The 19,205-nt window shown below is 68.9% G+C and carries 16 protein-coding genes; 13 read left to right on the forward strand and 3 right to left on the reverse strand.

Features of this window, described 5'->3' with window-relative positions; genetic code table 11:
* The 6 genes from IEX84_RS03850 (at position 1) to IEX84_RS03875 (ending at position 8,398) form a co-directional block, all read left to right on the forward strand.
* Entirely contained in the window at positions 1–1,332 is a 1,332-nt protein-coding gene (locus tag IEX84_RS03850; protein ID WP_188870018.1) for a phenylacetate--CoA ligase family protein, read from the forward strand.
* A 342-nt stretch (positions 1,333–1,674) separates the two neighbouring features.
* Entirely contained in the window at positions 1,675–3,468 is a 1,794-nt protein-coding gene (locus IEX84_RS03855) for an ABC transporter substrate-binding protein (RefSeq protein WP_188870020.1), read from the forward strand.
* A 110-nt stretch (positions 3,469–3,578) separates the two neighbouring features.
* The gene (locus IEX84_RS03860; RefSeq protein ID WP_188870022.1) at positions 3,579–4,253 is read left to right on the forward strand and encodes a YbbN family protein; all 675 of its coding nucleotides are present in this window, start codon (positions 3,579–3,581) and stop codon (positions 4,251–4,253) included.
* 115 nt (positions 4,254–4,368) lie between these two features.
* Positions 4,369–5,313: an ABC transporter permease gene (locus tag IEX84_RS03865; RefSeq protein WP_188870024.1), complete on the forward strand. Its 945-nt coding sequence runs from the start codon at positions 4,369–4,371 to the stop codon at positions 5,311–5,313.
* Between the two features lie 8 nt (positions 5,314–5,321).
* Complete coding sequence (locus IEX84_RS03870) at positions 5,322–7,418, forward strand: dipeptide ABC transporter ATP-binding protein (RefSeq protein ID WP_188870026.1); 2,097 nt, start codon at positions 5,322–5,324, stop codon at positions 7,416–7,418.
* Complete coding sequence (locus IEX84_RS03875; protein WP_188870029.1) at positions 7,415–8,398, forward strand: ABC transporter permease; 984 nt, start codon at positions 7,415–7,417, stop codon at positions 8,396–8,398. The genes IEX84_RS03870 and IEX84_RS03875 overlap by 4 nt, the downstream gene beginning before the upstream one ends.
* A 164-nt stretch (positions 8,399–8,562) precedes the next feature.
* Here the strand turns inward: IEX84_RS03875 and IEX84_RS03880 are convergent, their stop codons facing one another.
* Complete coding sequence (locus tag IEX84_RS03880; RefSeq protein WP_188870031.1) at positions 8,563–10,086, reverse strand: GMC family oxidoreductase; 1,524 nt, start codon at positions 10,084–10,086, stop codon at positions 8,563–8,565.
* 137 nt (positions 10,087–10,223) lie between these two features.
* On the opposite strand from IEX84_RS03880, the gene IEX84_RS03885 reads away from it, so the two are divergent.
* Entirely contained in the window at positions 10,224–11,741 is a 1,518-nt protein-coding gene (locus IEX84_RS03885) for an aldehyde dehydrogenase family protein (protein ID WP_188870033.1), read from the forward strand.
* A 53-nt stretch (positions 11,742–11,794) separates the two neighbouring features.
* On the forward strand, positions 11,795–12,145 hold the full coding sequence (locus tag IEX84_RS03890; protein ID WP_188870035.1) for a VOC family protein: 351 nt from the start codon (positions 11,795–11,797) through the stop codon (positions 12,143–12,145).
* A 304-nt stretch (positions 12,146–12,449) separates the two neighbouring features.
* Here IEX84_RS03890 and aglM read toward each other — a convergent pair whose 3' ends face one another.
* The gene (aglM, locus tag IEX84_RS03895) at positions 12,450–13,757 is read right to left on the reverse strand and encodes a UDP-glucose 6-dehydrogenase AglM (RefSeq protein WP_188870037.1); all 1,308 of its coding nucleotides are present in this window, start codon (positions 13,755–13,757) and stop codon (positions 12,450–12,452) included.
* A gap of 118 nt (positions 13,758–13,875) precedes the next feature.
* On the opposite strand from aglM, the gene aglF reads away from it, so the two are divergent.
* A complete protein-coding gene (gene aglF / locus IEX84_RS03900; RefSeq protein ID WP_188870039.1) occupies positions 13,876–14,610 on the forward strand; it encodes a UTP--glucose-1-phosphate uridylyltransferase AglF in 735 nt (244 codons plus the stop codon).
* Positions 14,611–14,692: 82 nt separating this feature from the next.
* Positions 14,693–14,902, forward strand: a complete 210-nt coding sequence (locus IEX84_RS03905) for a hypothetical protein (RefSeq protein WP_188870041.1) — start codon at positions 14,693–14,695, stop codon at positions 14,900–14,902.
* A 104-nt stretch (positions 14,903–15,006) separates the two neighbouring features.
* Here the strand turns inward: IEX84_RS03905 and IEX84_RS03910 are convergent, their stop codons facing one another.
* Positions 15,007–16,287, reverse strand: a complete 1,281-nt coding sequence (locus IEX84_RS03910; RefSeq protein WP_188870043.1) for an MFS transporter — start codon at positions 16,285–16,287, stop codon at positions 15,007–15,009.
* A 193-nt stretch (positions 16,288–16,480) separates the two neighbouring features.
* Here IEX84_RS03910 and IEX84_RS03915 point away from each other — a divergent pair, with 193 nt between their 5' ends.
* The 3 genes from IEX84_RS03915 (at position 16,481) to mobB (ending at position 19,169) form a co-directional block, all read left to right on the forward strand.
* Positions 16,481–16,900: a CopG family ribbon-helix-helix protein gene (locus IEX84_RS03915; protein WP_188870045.1), complete on the forward strand. Its 420-nt coding sequence runs from the start codon at positions 16,481–16,483 to the stop codon at positions 16,898–16,900.
* A 78-nt stretch (positions 16,901–16,978) separates the two neighbouring features.
* The gene (locus tag IEX84_RS03920; RefSeq protein WP_188870047.1) at positions 16,979–17,917 is read left to right on the forward strand and encodes a nucleoside hydrolase; all 939 of its coding nucleotides are present in this window, start codon (positions 16,979–16,981) and stop codon (positions 17,915–17,917) included.
* A 136-nt stretch (positions 17,918–18,053) separates the two neighbouring features.
* Positions 18,054–19,169, forward strand: a complete 1,116-nt coding sequence (gene mobB, locus IEX84_RS03925) for a molybdopterin-guanine dinucleotide biosynthesis protein B (protein WP_188870049.1) — start codon at positions 18,054–18,056, stop codon at positions 19,167–19,169.
* The last annotated feature ends 36 nt before the right edge of the window (positions 19,170–19,205 follow it).

The raw sequence follows: 19,205 nt of genomic DNA on the forward strand, positions 1-19,205 counted from the left end.
ATGGCTGACGTCTATGACGAGATAGAGGTCCAACCGTGGGACGACGTGCTCGCCGAGCACGAACGTCTCCTGCCGAAACAGTTCGACTACCTCGTCGAACACTCGGACTACTACCGACGCAGGTTCGACGAGTGGGGTGTCGACCCCGGCGACGTCACCTCCTTTGAGGACCTGCGCGAGCTCCCCTTCATGACGAAGCAGGACGAGCGGGACTGCCAGGAGGTCCAGACGGCCGCGAAACCGCTCGGGAAGCACCAGACGGCACCGAAGTCCGCGCTCAACCGCACGATTTCCTCCTCTGGGACGACCGGGAAACCGACGTACTTCGGGCTCACCGCGCAGGACCGGCGCGACTGGAACGAGGTCCAGACCCGGGCGTTCTACACCGCCGGCGTCCGCCCCGAGGACACCGTCCTCTTCGGTGCCGGCCAGACGATGGTCACCGGCGGGACGCCCTACTTCGAGTCCCTGACGAAACTCGGCGCGAACGTCGTGCCCGCGGGCGGGGAGAGCACCGAACGCCTCCTCTCCGTCGGCAAGGACATCAACGCGGACGTCCTCTGGACGACGACGTCGCACATCCGCTATCTCGGCGAGAACGCGGAGGACGTCTGCGGCGTCGCTCCCGAGGACCTCTCGATGCACAAGGTCATCGGCGGCGCCGGCCCCGGCATCGCCAACCCCGAAATCCGTCAGGAGTTCTACGACACGTGGGACGCCTCGCTCGTCCGCGAGGGGATGGGCCTCGGCGACATCCTCGGTTGCATGTGGGCGGAGTGCGAGGAGGAGGACGGGATGCACTTCCACGCGCAGGGACACGTCCACGTCGAGCTCATCGATCCGGAGACGGGCGAGGCGAGGCCGTTCGAGGACGGCGCGGAGGGCGAACTCGTCTACACGCACCTCCGGCGCGAGGCGACGCCGCTCGTCCGCTTCCGCTCCGGCGACTACGCGAAGGTGACCGGCACCGAGTGCGCTTGCGGGCGCACCGCGCCGAAGATGCAGTGTATCGGCCGCGCCGACGACATGCTCATCTACAAGGGCATGAACGTCTTCCCGTCCGCGGTCCGCGACGTCGTCTCCGAGGTCGAGGGCGCGGCCCCGCGCATTCGCGTGCTCACGCCCGACGCCGACAAGGTCCACTTCGAGGACCCCATCGAGATCGAGATCGCGCGCGAGGCCGGCACCGACCGCGCCGACGACGCGATAATCGAGGACGTCGTCTCCGAGGTCCGCGGACAGCTCAAGGTCCGCGTCGACCCGACCATCGTCGACGTCGAGGACCTCCCGCCGTCCGAGTACAAGACGGACCTCATCGAAGTCCGCGCCTAACGCGTCTCCTTCTCTTCTCCCGCTCCGCCTCGATGTCCGATGGTGGTACGTCGGCCTCCCCTCTCCAAACACCGCTTTCCGACGTCTCACGCCCCACCGAGCCGACGGTCTCGTCCCGGAGGAACCGCTCACCGCTCCGCGTTCCCCCCGACATCCGGGAGTGACGCGACCCGATTCGCTCACGAACGGGTCGCTCGGCGGCCGAGGGCGACGAACCGGCGATTGTCGGTATATTTATTATGTTCGATGATGAGCGATTGTGTGTGGATGGCCGTCATGGCTCCGGCCGCCCGACGAGCGCGTCGGGTCGCGGAGTCGACGTCACACGAGACAGATTCAACCATGGCTGATGATTCATCGGAACGCGACGGGATGGACCGACGAACGTACTTGGGCGCGCTGGGCGCAGCGGGGGCGGCGGGCCTCGCCGGCTGCAACGGTGGCGGCGGTGGCGGCGGGTCGAGTAGCGAGGACCTGGGCGAGCGAGTGCCGGCGCTGACGGTGGCGTCGCTGGGCGGCGTCGCGGGGGCGTCCTCCATCGAGCAGGCGAACCAACACGTCGCCAAGCAGATCGACGAGGTGCTCGGCGTCCCGGCGGAGGTGACCATCAAGGAGCTGACGACGCTGTGGAACGAGGCGTACAGCGACTCCCGAACGTTCAGCTTCCACGTGGACCTCTCCCCGCAGTTCCCGAGCAACCTCGACCCGGACAACCTCCTCTACTCCTACCACATCACGAACGCGGGCGCGAACGGCGGCCCGAACGTCATCAACTACGCGAACTGCGAGTTCTCCGAACTCCTCGACGAACAGCGCACCGCGTCCTCGACGGAGCAGCGCCGGGAGTACGTCACGGACGCCCTCTCGACCGCCTCCGAGGAGGTCACGCCAACCACGCTCTGTACGAACACGGGGTCGTCCATCTACCGGAACGACCAGTTGAACGCGCGCGACATCGGGCGCGCGGGGCCGGTCGACCGGAACCCGGAGTTCCTCTGGAACACCGAACCCATCAACGGCGCGGACGCGATGAAGTCGAACGTGACGCCGGGGAACATCCCGAACGTCGTCTACATGAACAATCGGCCTTCGACGCCGTGGGTGGGGACGGTCTACATGCCCCTCCTCTACCGCGACAAGAACTACGAGCTCGCGGCGGGCGCGGCCCAGGATTGGACCGTCGAGGACAGCTACCAGACGTTCACCTTCGACCTCCGCGAGGGCATGACCTTCCACGACGGCAGTCCGCTCACCGCCGAGGACGCCAAGTGGACGCTGGAGTTCCTCAACGACAACGCCGACACCTTCGCCGTCATCAGCGAATACCCCTACGACACGATTACCGCCGTCGACGACACGACCCTCCGCGTCGAGATGTCGCGGTCGGCGCCGTCGTGGCTGTCGGCGTTCGTCCCGATCTGGTCGGGCATCCTGCCGAAGGACGTCTGGCAGGCGGCGGGTGCCGAGGAGGACCCGATGAACGTCGAGTTCGACGAGATAATCGGCTCGGGCCCCTACCAGGTCCGGGACTTCCAGACCCGCCAGATTCTCGCCATGGAGCCCTACGAGGACCACTACCTCGACGTCAACGGCGACCTCATCTTCCGGGGCTACTCCGACCGGCAGAGCGCCCGCCGGGCCCTCGAATCCGGCAGCCTCAACATCCTCCTCAACAGCACCAACGACACGAACGAACAGATACAGAACGCCCTCGGGGACAAGGCGACGGTGGTGACGTCGGACACGTTCGTGTCCTACGAGCTGCGGGCGCAACACTCGTTCGCGCCGTCGATGTTCCGGGAGTTCCGCCTCGCCGTCTCACAGACGCTCAACCGCGCCCGGCTGAACGCGTACTTCAACGGCGGGTCGGGTACCCCCGAACTCCACTCGTCGTTCGCGGGGAAGAACCACCCGTGGCGGCCGGACGACGACGGCGTGCTGACCGAAATCGCCGACTCGCCGCAGCCGAACCCGGAGGCGGCGAAGCAGGTGCTGCGCGACGCGGGCTGGGGCTGGGACGGCAACGGTCGGCTGCATTACCCGCCGGAGAAGGACCTCACGCCGCGCTGGCCGGAGGGTTCGACCCCCTGCGAGCAGCCCGACGCCTTCCCCTGCGTCCCCGACATCTGCGAGTGAGCGCGGCCTGATTCGGCCCCCGCCCACCGGTCCCGGTCGGCGTCGGCCCGCGTCGGACCGCGATGGGCGGCCGGGAAAGATGTTTATTCGATCATCGTCATTACTGCGGTATGAGTGCTCATACCGACCCCGCGGCCCTCTACGAGCGGCTCCGCGACGAGGGGCTCTTCGAGGAATCGGACGAGGAGGTACGACTGAGCGACGCGTTCGCGGCGGCCCGCGAACGTGAACGCGCGGCGCTCGCCGCGCGCGACGACGACGCCATCGCGGCACTCCGGGAGACGTACACCGCGGACGGCGACGTCGAGCCCGATGGCGTCGACGAGCGCACCCTCGCGGACGCCGTCGCCGTCCACGAGACGTGTGAGAGCGTCGACCCACTCACGAGTCTGCACGTCGCGCGTTCGCTCGCGCGCGACGGTCTCGACGGCACCGACCCGCACGTCCCGGACGGGTTCGTGTCGCTCGACGGCGACGAGATAGGGCGGTTCCTCGACGCGCACGCGGCCGCCGTCGTCTACTGCTGGCGGGAGGACTGCGAGCCGTGTGACGCGGTGCGCGCGGACCTCGACGCGCTCCGGGACGAGGGCGTAGTTCCCGACGCGGTCGGACTCGGTGCCGTCTACGGACCGGACAACGTCGACGAACTCCGCGACGGCTACGAGGTTGGCGCGGCCCCGACCGTCCTCTTCTGCGCCGGCGACACCGTCGCGTCGCGCTTCGTCGGGAACCCGGGCCGCGAGGCGCTCCGCCGGGAGCTAGAGCTCCTCGTCGAGGAGGCCTGACGACCGTCACTCGGGGCGCGTTCGCCGCCCGACGACCGCGGTTCATCGGCGATACGGTCCGGATAGTGGAAAGTATTATAGTGACGTAACAATGATGAAGGTCTCATGAGGGTTCATGCAGATTAACGATTCGAGCGGGTCGACCGACTCCGGCCTGCTCGGTGCGCTCCGCCCCGAGCGGCTCCGGGACCACTACCTGTTTCGGAACCTCAGCGCGTCGCTGAGGCTCTACCTCTCGGATCGACTCACCGTCGCGTTCCTCGCGGGGTTCGTCCTCGTCCTCCTGGCGGCCGTCTTCGGCCCGATGATCGCCCCCTACCCGCCTGATAAGGTGTTCATCACCAGCAGCGGGGAGATTCTCAAGCTCGCCCCGCCCTCCGGACAACACCTCCTCGGGACCACGGCGCGTGGACAGGACGTGTTCAGCAGGCTGTTGATCGGCGCGCGACCGACGCTGTTCACCGGGCTCCTCGGCGGGTTCCTCGTCGTCCTCATCGGCGTCACCATCGGCGTCTCCGCCGGCTACTACGGCGGCCGCGTCGACAACGCCCTCATGCGCCTGACCGACTTCGTCTTCGGCATCCCGCTCATCCCGACGGCCATCGTGCTCGCGGCGTACTTCGGCGTCGGCACGTGGAGCACGATTCTCGTCATCGGCTGTCTGCTGTGGCGGAACAACGCCCGCGTCTTCCGCTCGCAGGTCCTCCAAATCCGCGAGCGCGAACACGTCCGGGCCGCCCAGATGCTCGGCGCGAGCGACCGATACGTCATCACGCGCCACATCCTCCCGAACCTCGGCGGGATGATCGTCCTGTTCTTCGCGCTCGGGACGGGGCTCACCATCATCATCAGCGCCTCGCTGTCGTTCCTCGGGTTCGCCGATCTGGCGCTGCCCTCGTGGGGGCTCATGCTGCGGAACGCGTACAACTCGGGCTACATGGCGGACGCCTGGTGGTGGTCGCTCACCTCCGGGTTCGCCATCTCCCTCACCGTCCTGTGCATCTTCATGCTCGGGCGCGGCTACGAGCGCGTGCACGAAACCAACGTCTCGGAGTTCTGATCGACACCATGGAACCCCTACTCGAAATCGACGACCTCGACATCACGTACCGTACGAGTTCCGGCGACCTCCAGGCCGTCACGGACGCCTCCGTCTCCATCGACGCGAACGAGTACTACGGCCTCGTCGGCGAGAGCGGCTGTGGGAAGAGCACGCTCGCCGGCGCGGTCACCAACTCCCTCGACCAGAACGGCGACATCACCGGCGGCACCGTGACGTACCGCGGCGAGGAGATTCAGGACTACTCGGAGAAGGAGTACAACGAGAAAATCCGCTGGAAGGAGATCGCCGTCATCCCCCAGTCGGCGATGAACAGCCTCAACCCCCTCTCGCGCATCAGCGAGCAGGCCATCGAGGTCGCGGAGGCCCACACGGACTGGTCGGACGAGACGGCCGTCGAGAAACTGGAGGAGCTCTTCGGCGTCGTCGGCCTCCCGGCGTCGCGCGTCCACGACTACCCCCACCAGTTCTCCGGCGGGATGAAACAGCGCGCGATAATCGCCTTCTCCCTCCTCCTCGACCCCTCCATGATTATCGCGGACGAGCCGACGACGGCGCTCGACGTGATAATGCAGGACCAGTTCCTCAAGCACCTCGACGAGCTGCGAGAAATCCGGGACTTCAGCCTCCTCTTCATCACGCACGACATCGCGGTCGTCTTCGAGATGTGCGACTCGATGGCGGTGATGCACGGCGGGCAGGTCGCGGAGCGCGGCGACACGACGGCGCTCTTCGACGACCCCCACCACCCCTACACGCTCCTCTTGCAGCGGGCCTTCCCGGACATCCGCTACCCGAACCGAAAACTGGAGGGTATCGACGGGACGCCGCCGGCGCTCGAGAGCGAGGTGGACTACTGCACGTTCGCGGACCGCTGTCCGTGGGCCGAACCCGAGTGCCGCGAGCGCGCGCCGCCGACGGAGGCCGTCCCCGGCGACGCCGAACACGCCTCCGCCTGCGTCCGCAGCGACGAGGTGGCGGAGCTCGCGGCGCGCGACCTCGACGACATCGACGACGGCGACGGCGAGCCGGTCGGCGCGGACGCCGACGCGGACCGCGGGAGCGACGAGTCGATCCTCGAGCTCCGCGGGCTCAACAAGCACTTCAGCCAGTCGACGAACGTGATCGACACGATTCGCGCGAGCATCTTCGGCGGCGAGCAGGACGCCGTGCGCGCCGTCGACGGCGTCGACCTCGACCTGAAGGAGAACCAGATACAGGGCGTCATCGGCGAGAGCGGCTGTGGCAAGAGCACGCTCCTCCAGACGGTCATGGGCAAGTACGAGCCGACGGACGGCGAAATCGTCTTCGACGGCACGCCCGTCTCCGAGTTCGACAAGTCCGACTGGAAGGAGTACAGGCGTCGCGTCCAGATAATCCTCCAGGACCCGTTCAACACCCTCAATCCGCACTTCTCCGTCCGGGAGACGCTGATGGAGCCGCTGCGCATCCACGACATGGAGCGCAGCGAGGAGCGCGTGCTCGACGTGCTCGAACAGGTCCGGCTGACGCCCGCCGAGGAGTACATCGACCGCAACGAGTCGCAGCTCTCGGGCGGCGAGAAACAGCGCGTCTCCATCGCGCGCGCGCTGATCCTCGAACCCGACGTCATCCTCGCCGACGAGCCGGTGTCGATGCTCGACGTCTCGACGCAGGCGTCGGTCCTCGACATGCTGAACGAGCTGACCGACGAGTACGGCGTCTCGATGCTCTACATCTCGCACGACCTCTCGACCGTCTCGTACGTCTGCGACCGGGTGAACGTCATGTACCTCGGGCGGCTCGTGGAGAGCGCGGCGACGATGGACCTCCTCGACGACCCCAAACACCCCTACACGCGCTCGCTCCTGCAGGCGATTCCGGTCCCCGACCCGCACCACGAGCGCGAGTGGGCGGAGCTCCCCGGGACGCCCGGCGACGCGAGCGACCTCGGGACGGGCTGTCGCTTCCGGGACCGGTGTCCGGACCGGATGGACGTCTGCGACCAGATGCCCCGGCAGGCGGACGTCGGCGACGGCCACCGGGCGGCCTGCCACCTCCACTACGAACACGGCTCCGGCGGCGAGACCGCTCCGACGGCCGCGACCGACGGGGGTGAACGATGAGCCAACTCTACTACTACGCGCGCCGGACGGTGGTGTCGGTCCTGCTCATCTTCGCCATCGCCACGTTCCTGTTCTTCGCCTTCCGGTTCATGCCGGGCGACTACGCGACGCTACTGCTCCAGCAGGGCGCCTCGCCGGAGCAGGTGGCGAAGGTCCGCCAGATGTGGGGGCTCGACCAGCCGCTGTACGTCCAGTACTTCAAGTGGCTCGGCAACATGCTCCAGGGGAACGCCGGGATGTCGCGGCAGTTCAACAAACCGGTCCTCGAGGTCGTCCTGCCGGCGCTGCGCAACTCGCTCATCGTCGCGCTCCCGGGCGTGCTCGTCGCGTTCGTCCTCGGGTCGCTCTACGGGGCCCTGATGGGGAGCCGGCCGAACTCGTTCCTCGAGCGGTACGGCATCATCCCGCCGAACGTCGTCGGCACGACGCCGGACTTCTTCATCGGCATCCTGCTCCTCACCGTCTTCTCGGCGTGGCTCGGGTGGTTCCCCTCCGGGAGCATCGCCACCATCGACACGCTGACCAGCACCTCCGGGTGGGGGCTCTACCTCACCACGGACTTCTGGTACCACTACACGCTCCCGTTCCTCACGGTCGTCATCAAGTACATGTACTACCCGACGCTCGTGATGCGCGGGAGCGTCGTCGAGGTCCGCAACCAGGAGTTCGCCACCTACCAGCGCCTCCTCGGCCTCGGCAAGTGGCGGCGCTTCCGCCACATCATGAAGCACGCCTCGCTGCCCGTCGTCACCGTCCTCCCCGCCGTGACGGCGACGTCGATCAGCGGCCTCGTGCTCATCGAAATCGTCTTCAACTGGCCGGGCATCGGGCAGCTGCTGTTGACGTCCGTGTTCGCCCGTGACACGCCGGTCATCCAGTTCATGTTCCTGCTCATCGCGGCGTGGATCGTCATCGGGAACTTCATCGTGGACATCGCGTACACGATAATCGACCCGCGCATCACCATCGAGGGCGAGTAACGCCGCACCCCCACGTCGTCTCACTGTTCTTCCGACGCCGTCTCGCTCTTCCTCGACCGGCGCTCCCGCCGTCCCCGCGGTCACGCTCCTCGTGCGCTTCGAGCGTCGCGCGCTCGTGTCCGTTTCCCTGGAAAAAAGTGATTCGTCGCGCGTCGCCGTCCGTCTCAGGCGTCCGCGCGGATGAGGTCGGAGGCCTTCTCGGCGATGGCGATGGTGGGCGCGTTCGTGTTCCCGGTCGTGATGCGGGGCATGACCGAGGCGTCGACGACCCGGAGGTCGTTCAGGCCGTGGACGCGGAGGTCGTCGTCGACGACGGCCATGTCGTCGTCGCCCATCTTGCACGTCCCGACGGGGTGGTAGATCGTCTGGACGGTGTCCCGAACGTGCTCGCGGATGGCCTCGTCCGTCTCGGCTTCGCCTTCGGGCCAGACCTCCTCGCCGCGCATGCCGTCGAGCGCGCTCGCGTTGGCGATCTCGCGGGTGCGTTTCACGCCGTGGACGAGGCGCTCCATGTCCGCCTCGGCGTCGAGGTAGTTCGGGTCGATACGGGGGTCCTCGAAGGGGTCGTCGGAGGCGAGCGCGATCTCCCCGCGGCTCTCCGGGTGGAGGAGCGTCGTGCTCGGCGTCATCCCGTTGCCCTCCGCGGGGTTGTCGAAGCCGTGGTTCATGAAGTAGACGCGCGCGAGGAAGTACTGGAGGTCGGGAACGTCGAGGTTGGGGTCGCTGCGCTCGAAGCCCGTGACCTGACAGAGCACCTCGCCGGGTTCGATTTCGGGGTCTTGCGTGCACTCGTAGGCCGAGGAGGCGACGAGGTGGTCCTGGAGGTTCTGCCCGACCCCCGGGAGGTCGTGGCGGACGTCGATGTCGTGCTCGTCGAGGTGCTCCGCGGGGCCGACCCCGGAGAGCATGAGGAGCTTCGGGGAGTCGATGGCGCCCGCGGAGATGACGACTTCGCCGGCCTCGACGCTGCGCTTCGTGCCGTCCTGGACGTACTCGACGCCGGTCGCGGTGTCGCCGTCGAAGGTGACGCGCGTCACCTGCGCGCCGGTCGCGGCGCTGAGGTTGTCGCGGTTGAGGGCGGGGTGGAGGTACGCGGTGGCGGTGCTCTGTCGTTCGCCGTCCTTCACGGTGAGCGGGAGGGGCCCCATCCCGGACTGCCGGCCGGCGTTGACGTCCTCGTTGCGCTCGAAGCCGACCTCGACGGCGGCGTCGATGAGCGCGTTCGTCACGTCGCCGTAGGGGTGTTCCTGCTCGACGCGGAGCGGGCCGCCCTCGCCGTGGTGTTCGGACGCGCCGCCCTCCCAGTCCTCCATGCGCTTGAAGTAGGTGCGCATCTCGTCGTACCCCCAGCCGTCGTTGCCGAGCTCGGCCCAGCGGTCGTAGTCGGCGGGGTTCCCGCGGACGTACATCATCGCGTTGATGGCGCTCGACCCGCCGAGGGTCTTCCCGCGCGGCCAGTACTCCTCGCGCCCCCCGAGGCCGGATTGCGGGACGGTCGAGTAGTCCCAGTCCACCTCGGAGCGCATGAGGAGCGGGAACGACGTGGGGTCGTGTATCTCCTCCTTCTCGTCGGGCTCGCCCGCTTCCAGGAGCAGCACTTCGTTTTTGCCCGACTCGCTCAGCCGATTCGCCAGCACGCAGCCCGCGGAGCCGGCTCCGACGATGACGTAATCGTATCCGTCTGCCATGTCAATTCAGGTCACGGACTAATCAATAATGAACGTTCGCCATGTTTCAAGTAGCGCCGGCTATCGGGGTGCATCGAGGGGGCCGTCCTCGCCGCAATACCTCACTATTATTGTGTGTGATACCGACAATCGGGGTGATGTCCACTACCAGCGACGACGGCGCGGAGACGGCCGAGTCGATCCGCTCGCGACACCGCGAGGCGGCGGACGACGTCGTCCCCGAGCACACGCAGTTGTACATCGGCGGCGAGTGGCAGGACGCCGCGAGCGGCGAGACGTTCGACACGCTGAACCCGACGACCGGCGAGGTGCTCGCGTCGGTCGCGCGCGGCGGCGAGGCGGACGTCGACCGCGCCGTCGAGGCCGCGCGGGACGCCTACGACGAGGAGTGGTCCGAGACGAGCCGCGCCGAGCGACAGGCGATTCTCACGGAGATAGCGGACCGCGTCGAGGAGCACCAGGAGGAGCTGGCGACGCTCGAAACACTCGACAACGGCAAGACGCTCATGGAGGCGCGCATCGACGTGGAGGGCGTCGCCGAGCAGTTCCGCTTCTTCGCGGGCGCGACGAACTCCCGGAGCGGCCACACCCGCGACGAACCCGGCGTCCACGGCGAGGTGATCCGCGAGCCGTACGGCGTCGTCGGCCAGATAATCCCGTGGAACTTCCCGCTGGCGATGGCGTCGTGGAAGCTCGCGCCCGCGCTCGCCGCCGGCAACTGCTCCGTGCTCAAGCCCGCCGAGCAGACGCCGCTCTCCGTCCTCCGCTTCCTCGAAATCGTCGACGACGTCGTCCCGGACGGCGTCGTGAACGTCGTCACGGGCTACGGCGAGGAGGCCGGTGACCCCCTCTCGCGCCACGAGGGCGTCCGCAAGCTCGCGTTCACGGGCTCGACGGCCGTCGGCAAACAGATAATGCGCAACGCCGCGGAGAACGTCACGGACGTCACGCTCGAACTCGGCGGGAAGAGCCCCATCGTCGTCCACGCGGACGCCGACCCCGAGGAGGCCGTCGGCGTCATCGCCATGGCCATCTTCGCCAACACCGGCGAGTGCTGTGAGGCCGGTTCGCGGCTCTTCGTCCACGAGGACGTCGCCGAGCCGATTCTGGAGGGACTGATTGGTGCCGCCGAGGGGATGACCGTCGGGGACCCCCTCAAGGAGGAGACGGACGTCGGCCCGAAGGTCTCCCAGGAGCAGGTCGAGCGGACGATGCGCTACCTGGAGAGCGCGAAGGAGGGCGGTGCGACCTTCCTCGCGGGCGGCGACGCGCCCGACGACGAGGCGCTCGCCGGCGGTTGTTTCGTGACGCCGACGCTCGTCGAGGGACTCGACCACGACCACGAGGCCGTCCAGGAGGAAATCTTCGGCCCGGTCCTCGAAGTCTTCCGCTGGGACGACTACGACGAGATGATGGAACTCGCGAACGACGTCGACTACGGCCTCGCGGGTGGCGTCATCACGAACGACCTCGAACTCGCCGACCGGACGGCCCGCGACATCGAGGCCGGCTACATCTGGGTGAACACCTGGCACGAGATGTCGCCCGGCCTCCCCTACGGCGGGTACAAGCAGTCCGGTATCGGCCGCGAACTTTCCGTCGAGACGCTCGACTACTACACGCAGGCGAAGTCCGTCAAGTACGGGCTGGAATAACGGCCCGAACGCGGCGGCGAAGCGTTCTTCTCTCCGCGCGTCCCTCCTCACGTATGCGCGTACACCACGTCGCCTTGGACGTCGCCGACGTCGAGACGACGAGCGCCTTCTACGAGGACGTGTTGGGCCTCGACAAGACCCGCGAGTTCGAAATCGACGGCGAGCGGAGCTACTGCGTCGGCGGTGGCGGCGGCGGCGAGCTCCAGTTCGTCGAGGTCGACGACCCGAACCGGGGCGTGAACCACGTCGCGGTCGGCGTCGCGGACCTCGACGCGACCATCGACGCCGCCGTCGCGGAGTGGGACGCCACGGTCGTCCACCACCCGAAGCGCCTCGACGGCGGGGACCGCGTCGCGGTGGTTACGGACCCCGAAGGCCACCGCGTCGAACTCATCGAGGAGTGACGACCGCGGGGTCGTTCCGTGACGCCCTCGCTCGGTCCGGAGCCACAGTATTCATAAGACAGAATATATGCTACTGAGAGGGTATAGATAGTAGAATCGGATTCCAAAACGGTATCTGAGGGAGTGTATGCTTTTTCTGTGCCATATTAGGGAAGAGTACAAAAATATAGAAAATAGCACCTTTCTGTTCTTCTAATAGCTAGTTTTCATTCGTGGACGATTCGGCTCCCGGCTCACCGCCGCGCTGAAAGGGAGTAGTATTACTACTCAGTATGTCTGCGCAGTACACTTACTCAGTATATTTCTACCAGGTAAGTCCCTCGTAGGTGATGCCGTCGCGGCGCTCGACGACACGGCGGCCGTCGACGACCACGCGGCGGTCCATCGCGTCGAACTCGGTGTCGAGGGCCGCGAACTCGTCCCAGTCGGTGGTGACGAGCGCGGCGACCGCGCCGTCGAGGGCGGCGGCGGCGGCGTCCACGTACTCGACATCCGGGTAGTGTTCGCGGGCGTTCTCGGTGGCGACGGGGTCGTACGCGACGACGTCCGCGTCGCGCTCGCGGAGGCCGGCGATGACGTCGAGCGCCCGGGCGTTCCGGACGTCGTCCGTCCCGGGCTTGAACGCGAGGCCGAGGACGGCGACGCGCTCGCCCGTGACGTCGGCGTGCTCGTCGAGGAGGTCGAGCAGGCGCTCGGGTTGGCGGTCGTTCACCGCTATCGCGGCTTCGAGCATCGCCGGGTCGTACCCCGCGTCCGTCGCGGCGGCGGTGATGGCGTGGGTGTCCTTCGGGAAGCAACTCCCGCCCCACCCGAGGCCGGAGCGGAGGAACTGCGCGCCGATGCGGTCGTCGAGGGCGATCGCCTCCGCGACCTCGTAGGCGTCGACGCCGAACTCCTTGCAGACGTTCCCGATGTCGTTGATGAGCGAGACCTTCGCGGCGAGGAAGCCGTTGTTCGCGTACTTGACCATCTCCGCCGTCTTCGTGTCCGTCTCCACGACGGGCGGGTCGTCGGCGCGCTCGCGCAGCGGGGCGAAGACGGCGGCCATGTCCTCGCGGGCGCGCTCGTCGTCCGCGCCGAGGACGACTTTGTCCGGGTCGCGGAAGTCCGCGACGGCGCTCCCCTCGCGGAGGAACTCGGGGTTCATCCCCACACCGAACGCCTCGCCGGCGGTCTTTCCGGCGGCCGATTCGAGCAACGGCGTGATGGTCTCCGCCGTCGTGCCCGGGACGACCGTGCTCTTCACGACGACGGTGTGCCAGCCGTCCTTCTCGGCGAGCGTCTCGCCGAGCGTCTTCGCGCCCGCCTCCACGACGGAGCGGTCGATGCTCCCGTCGTCGCGCTGCGGCGTCGGCAGGCAGAGGAAGGTGACGTCGGTGTCGAGCACGGCCCCGTAGTCTGTCGTGGCGCGGAGGCGGCCGGTGCCGTCCGGCCCCGCGTGTGCCGCGACGAGGTCGGCGAGCCCCTCCTCGTGAATCGGCGCGTCGCCCGTATTGAGCGCCTCGACGGTCGCCTCGTCGACGTCGACGTTCACGACGTCGTGGCCGAGGTCGGCGAAGCACGCCGCGACCGTCGTCCCGACGTACCCCGAGCCGATGATGCTCACGTCCATACCCGACGGTGGGCGCGGACGCTGATGAGGATTCGGTCGGCGGCACGTCGCCGGGGCCGCGCTCTCGTCTCGCCCCGATACGTATATCCCGGCGCGTCGGCGTAGACGGACACATCCGATGCAAGCCGTCGTACTGGCCGCCGGCGAGGGGACGCGGCTCCGACCGCTGACCGAGGACAAACCGAAGGGGATGGTCGAGGTCGCGGGCCGCCCGCTCCTGACGCACTGCTTCGAGCAGCTCGTCGACCTCGGCGCGGACGAGCTCGTCGTCGTCGTCGGCTATCTGAAAGAGCGGATCATCGAGCGCTACGGCGACGCGTTCGACGGCGTCCCGATCACGTACGAACACCAGCGCGAGCAGCAGGGATTGGCGCACGCCCTGCTCTGCGTCGAGGAGCACGTCGACGACGACTTCATGCTCATGCTCGGCGACAACGTCTTCGACGCGAACCTCGGCGACGTCGTGCGCCGACAGCGCGAGGACCGCGCGGACGCCGCCTTCCTCGTCGAGGCGGTCGACTGGGCGGAGGCGAGCAGGTACGGCGTCTGCGACACGAACCAGTACGGCGAGATCACGGACGTCGTCGAGAAGCCCGAGGACCCGCCCTCGAACCTCGTGATGACGGGCTTTTACACCTTCACGCCCGCCATCTTCCACGCCTGCCACCTCGTCCAGCCCTCGAATCGCGGCGAGTACGAACTCAGCGAGGCGGTCGACCTCCTGATCGAGTCGGGGCGGACCATCGACGCCATCGGTATCGAGGGGTGGCGCGTCGACGTCGGCTACCCCGAGGACCGCGAGCGGGCGGAGGCGCGACTCGCCGAGGGCGCGGAGGCGGACCCCGGGGCGTAGCCGCGGCCGACGAGCGGGTCGCGTCCCCGTCCCCCGGCGCGCGACCGACACGAATAAGCGGGCTACCGTAATACCGTCTCGTATGGACAGGAAGGAGCTCGGATTCGGGTTGTTCGGCGTCGCGGCGCTCGTGGAGATCGTCGCGCTCGCCCTCATCGTCTTCCGCGGCGTCCAGTCGATGGCGCTCTTCTACGTGATCGCCGGCGCCGCGGTCGTCGCGCTCGGCGCGCTCGGTCTCTACACGCTGGAGGCGTGGCGACACCCGACGTCGTCGCACGAGACGACGCACTGAGACGTCCCGAGGCACCGACGACACACGAACCGCCGTCTCGCACCCGCTTCTCCCCGCTACTGCCTCGCGTAGCGACGCCTCGAACGGTCGTTCCGTCCGGCGGGCTACGGCCCCGCGTCGGCCGGCCGCCCGTCTTCCGACACCGTCGCGTCTTCGGGCGGTCGGAGAAAGAGCGCGGCGACGCCGGCGACGACGGCGAGCGCGCCGCCGAGGAGGAACGTCCGGTTCCAGCCGAGGGACGTGACGAGAACGCCGGTGACGGTGCCGCCGAGGACGCCACCCCAAATCTTCCCGGAGTAGAGGAGGGCGTAGTTCGCCGAGGAGTGGTCGGTGCCGTAGTACTCGGCGACGACGCTCGGGAAGAGCGTGTACTTCGGGCTCCAGAAGAACGTGGCGACGACGACGGCGGTCACGAAGACCGCGGGCGTGCCGCGGATTCCGAAGTGGACGACGGCGAAGAGGCCGAGCCCGCAGAGGACGAACGACGACGCCATCGTGTGTACGGGGTCGAGCCGGTCGGCGGCCTCGCCGAGGACGAGGCGGCCGACGGCGCTGGAGAGCGGGAGGAGCGTCGCGGCGAGCGTGGCGACGACCGCGGCGAGCCCGAGGTGGTCCGCGTAGTCGACTATCTTCTCGGTGAGCATCAACCCCGACCCGGAGACGGCGACGAACATCGCGTACATGAGCCAGAACTGCCAGGTTCGGAGCATCTCGCGCCACGTGTACTGGCGGCCCTCCTCGCGGAGCGACGCCTCGCCGTCGCCGCCGTCGAGCCACCCCTCGGGGGGGTCGCGGATGACGAACGCGCCGGCGAGGACGACGACGAAGATGCCGAGGCCGACGGCCCGGAGGAGCGAGACGTACGCGCCGTCGGGCGCCGTGGGGCCGGTGACCGCGCGGACGACCGGCACGAGCGCGGCGGGCCCCGCGGCGAACGCCATCGTCCCGACGCCGGACGTGAGGCCGCGGCGGTCGGGGAACCACTTGAGCGCGGTGTTGACGGCGACGGTGTAGACGATGCCGACGCCGACCGCGCCGAGCGAGTACGCGAGGTAGACCTGCCAGACGGTGCTCGCGGACGCGAGCGCGACGTAGCCGCCGCCGGCGAGCGCCGCGGCGAGCGCGCAGATGCCGCGCGGGCCGTGTCTGTCGCGCCACCAGCCGACGGGGAACTGCGAGCCGGCCTGGAAGACGACGAAGAGCGTGAACACCGTCGAGAGCATCGCGGCGTCGACGCCGAGGTGGCGCGCGACCGGCGAGCGCAGGCTCGACCAGACGTACTGATAGGGGCCGACGACGGCCATCATCCCCGCGGCGGCGGCGACGAGCCACCACCGCGAGAACCCGAGTACCTCCCGCGCCCGCGCCCCGTGATTCCGGTCCATTCGCGTCGCCGCTCGCTTCGACCGGCCGGCGGATAAGCCCCCGGATACGGGCCGCACGGCCGCGACGCGCGACGACCGCTCGTCCGTGACGCGTGTCGTCGCGCCCGCCGGTGTCTCCGTCCCTCGCCCGACCCGCGGTGTCCACCCCCGCACCGCAAATCCTTATTACTCGATGGCGTCTGAGTTACTAACCATGACCGTCGTTTCCATCTCGATGCCGGACGAACTCGCCGACCGCATCGACGAGTTCGCGGACGAACACGGCTACACGGGCCGCTCGGAGGTCGTCCGCGAGGCCGCGCGCAACCTCCTCGGCGAGTTCGAGGACAAACGCCTGGAGGACCGCGACCTGATGGCCGTCGTCACCGTCCTCTTCGACTACGAGACGACGAACGTCGAGGAGAAGATGATGCACCTGCGCCACGAGAACGAGGACATCGTCGCCGCGAACTTCCACAGCCACGTCGGCGACCACCACTGCATGGAGCTGTTCATCCTCGAGGGCCGCCTCGACACCATCTCGACGTTCGTCGGGAAGATACGCGCGACGAAGGACACGCTCACCGTCGATTACTCCGTGACGCCCGTCGACGACGTCGGCCCGCTCGCCTGAGGGCCGGCGGCCGACGCCGCATCGCGGCCGCGGCCGCGACGCCGGCACGCTCTTGGCGCTCCGCACGCCCCACACGGTATGGCACGGAAGGTGCTCTTCGACACCGACCCCGGCTGCGACGACGCGGTGATGCTCGCGGCCGCGCTCGGTCACGACGCCATCGACGTCGTCGGCCTCACGACGGTCTGCGGGAACACGACCGTCGAGAACACGACGCGCAACGCCCGCGCGATTCTCGAACTCGGCGGGTACGACGTCCCGGTCGCCCGCGGGTGCGCCCGGCCGCTCGTCGACGAGCTGACGACGGCGGAGTGGGTCCACGGCGAGGGCGGGATTCGCGGCGACCTCCCGTACCCGGGCGGCGACGTCGGCGACGAGCACGCCGCGGACGCCATCGTTCGGTACGCCCGCGAGCACGGCGACGACCTGACGATTGCGGCGGTCGGCCCGCTCACGAACCTCGCGCTCGCGCTCGCGATGGAGCCCGACCTCCCCGAGATGGTCGACGAGGTCTACGTGATGGGCGGGGCGGCGCTCGCCGCCGGGAACGTGACGCCGGTCGCCGAGGCGAACTTCCACAACGACCCCGCGGCCGCGAGCCGCGTCGTGCAGGACGCCGCCGCCCGGATGGTCGGTCTCGACGTGACGAACGACGCGACCGTCCCCTACGAGCGCATCGAGTCGTACGAGGAACGCGGTGGCGTCCTCGGGACGGTCGCCGAGTGGCTGCGCTACCCCGCGGACGCCCTCGACGTCCGCGAGAGCGGCCCGTCGATACACGACGCCGCCGTCCTCGCGGACCTCGCCGACCCCGACACGCTCGACTTCGCGGACTACTACTGCGAAATCGACACCACCGGCGGCCCCTCGCACGGCTCCGTCGTCTGCGACCAGCACGGGATCTACGACGAACCGCCGAACACCGCGGTCGCGACCGACATCGACGTCGAGCGCTATCGTGCCGTCGTCACCGAGGGCCTCGCCGGCTACGCGGAACACGCCGAGTCGGCCGATTGAGACTGAGCGGCACGCGCGGTGGTTGGCGATGGCGGGTACGGTGCGCCCGACGAGGTAGTCCGCGGTGCGCGGTCCGCGCCCCCCGCGCCGTCACGCGTGACGAACGCCTTACCTGTCGGCGCGGCGTAGGCGACGTATGAAGGTCGTGAGCATCGTCGGCGAGAGCGACGCGGGGAAGACCACGCTCGTCGAGCGCCTCGTCGCGGCGCTGGAGCGTGCGGGCGCGACCGTCGGCACGGTGAAGGGCATCCACCACGCGGTCGAACTCGACGACCCCGGGAAGGACACCCACCGCCACCGGAGCGCGGGCGCGGCGCGCGTCGTCGGCGTCACGCCGGACCTCACGGCGTCGTTCCGCCCCGTCGGGAAGGCCGACGGCGGGCCGGACGCGGCGCTCGACCGCGCGCTCGCCGAGTTCGGCGACGACGTCGACGTCGTGCTCGTCGAGGGGTTCTCCGGGTCGGCGCTCCCGAAGGTCGTCGTCGGCGACCCCGGCGCGAGCGACTACGCCGGCCCCGAGCTCGAACGCGTCCCGGCGCCCGACGACGCGGCCGTGGACGCGCTCGCCGCCCGCGTGCTCGCCGACGGCGCGGAGCGAGGAACCGACGCGACGACGCTCACCGACCTCACGCACGACCTCACGGCGGAGACGCCGGTCTACCCGGGCGACCCCGCGGTATCGGTCACCCCCGCGGCGACGCACGACGACGACGGCTATCGGGTCTCGGCGCTCTCGCTCGGGACGCACGCGGGCACGCACGTCGACGCGCCGCGCCACGTCGACCCCGAGGGCGCGACGCTCGGCGCGTACGACCTCGCGGACTTCCGCCTCGACGCGCGGCGCGTCTCGCTCGACGCCGACGCCCGCGAACCCATCGGTCCCGAGCGCTTCCCCGACCCGGACGACGCCGACCTCCTCGTCGTCGACACGGGGTGGGCAAAGCGGTGGGGGACGCCCGCGTACGCCGACCACCCGTACCTCACGGCCGCCGCCGCGTCGTGGTGCGTCGAGCACGACTACCACCTCGCCCTCGACACCTTCGGTCCGGACCCGACGCCGACGGCGAACGCCGACCCCGCGGAGCCGACCGGCGTCCCCGCCCACGAGCGCCTGCTCGGCGCGGGCCGCCTCGTCTTCGAGAACCTCACGAACCTCGGCGCCCTCGGCGAGCGCTTCGCGTTCCGGGCGTACCCCCTGAAGGTCGACGCGGACGGCGCGCCGGTCCGCGCCGTCGCCGAGACGACGGAGTGAGACCGGCGGGCCAGCCACGTCCTCGGCGGGCGTGAC

The organism is Halarchaeum rubridurum, from assembly GCF_014647115.1.
In the GTDB taxonomy this organism is placed as follows: domain Archaea; phylum Halobacteriota; class Halobacteria; order Halobacteriales; family Halobacteriaceae; genus Halarchaeum; species Halarchaeum rubridurum.

Excerpts from the sequence above, each read along its gene's own strand:
- IEX84_RS03910 (WP_188870043.1), bottom strand. The coding sequence starts at position 16,287 with ATGGACCGGAATCACGGGGCGCGGGCGCGGGAGGTACTCGGGTTCTCG.
- IEX84_RS03885 (WP_188870033.1), top strand. The coding sequence starts at position 10,224 with ATGTCCACTACCAGCGACGACGGCGCGGAGACGGCCGAGTCGATCCGC.
- IEX84_RS03850 (WP_188870018.1), top strand. The coding sequence starts at position 1 with ATGGCTGACGTCTATGACGAGATAGAGGTCCAACCGTGGGACGACGTG.
- IEX84_RS03875 (WP_188870029.1), top strand. The coding sequence starts at position 7,415 with ATGAGCCAACTCTACTACTACGCGCGCCGGACGGTGGTGTCGGTCCTG.
- mobB (WP_188870049.1), top strand. The coding sequence starts at position 18,054 with ATGAAGGTCGTGAGCATCGTCGGCGAGAGCGACGCGGGGAAGACCACG.
- IEX84_RS03915 (WP_188870045.1), top strand. The coding sequence starts at position 16,481 with ATGACCGTCGTTTCCATCTCGATGCCGGACGAACTCGCCGACCGCATC.
- IEX84_RS03870 (WP_188870026.1), top strand. The coding sequence starts at position 5,322 with ATGGAACCCCTACTCGAAATCGACGACCTCGACATCACGTACCGTACG.
- IEX84_RS03890 (WP_188870035.1), top strand. The coding sequence starts at position 11,795 with ATGCGCGTACACCACGTCGCCTTGGACGTCGCCGACGTCGAGACGACG.
- IEX84_RS03920 (WP_188870047.1), top strand. The coding sequence starts at position 16,979 with ATGGCACGGAAGGTGCTCTTCGACACCGACCCCGGCTGCGACGACGCG.
- IEX84_RS03880 (WP_188870031.1), bottom strand. The coding sequence starts at position 10,086 with ATGGCAGACGGATACGATTACGTCATCGTCGGAGCCGGCTCCGCGGGC.
- IEX84_RS03860 (WP_188870022.1), top strand. The coding sequence starts at position 3,579 with ATGAGTGCTCATACCGACCCCGCGGCCCTCTACGAGCGGCTCCGCGAC.
- IEX84_RS03855 (WP_188870020.1), top strand. The coding sequence starts at position 1,675 with ATGGCTGATGATTCATCGGAACGCGACGGGATGGACCGACGAACGTAC.
- IEX84_RS03905 (WP_188870041.1), top strand. The coding sequence starts at position 14,693 with ATGGACAGGAAGGAGCTCGGATTCGGGTTGTTCGGCGTCGCGGCGCTC.
- aglF (WP_188870039.1), top strand. The coding sequence starts at position 13,876 with ATGCAAGCCGTCGTACTGGCCGCCGGCGAGGGGACGCGGCTCCGACCG.
- aglM (WP_188870037.1), bottom strand. The coding sequence starts at position 13,757 with ATGGACGTGAGCATCATCGGCTCGGGGTACGTCGGGACGACGGTCGCG.
- IEX84_RS03865 (WP_188870024.1), top strand. The coding sequence starts at position 4,369 with ATGCAGATTAACGATTCGAGCGGGTCGACCGACTCCGGCCTGCTCGGT.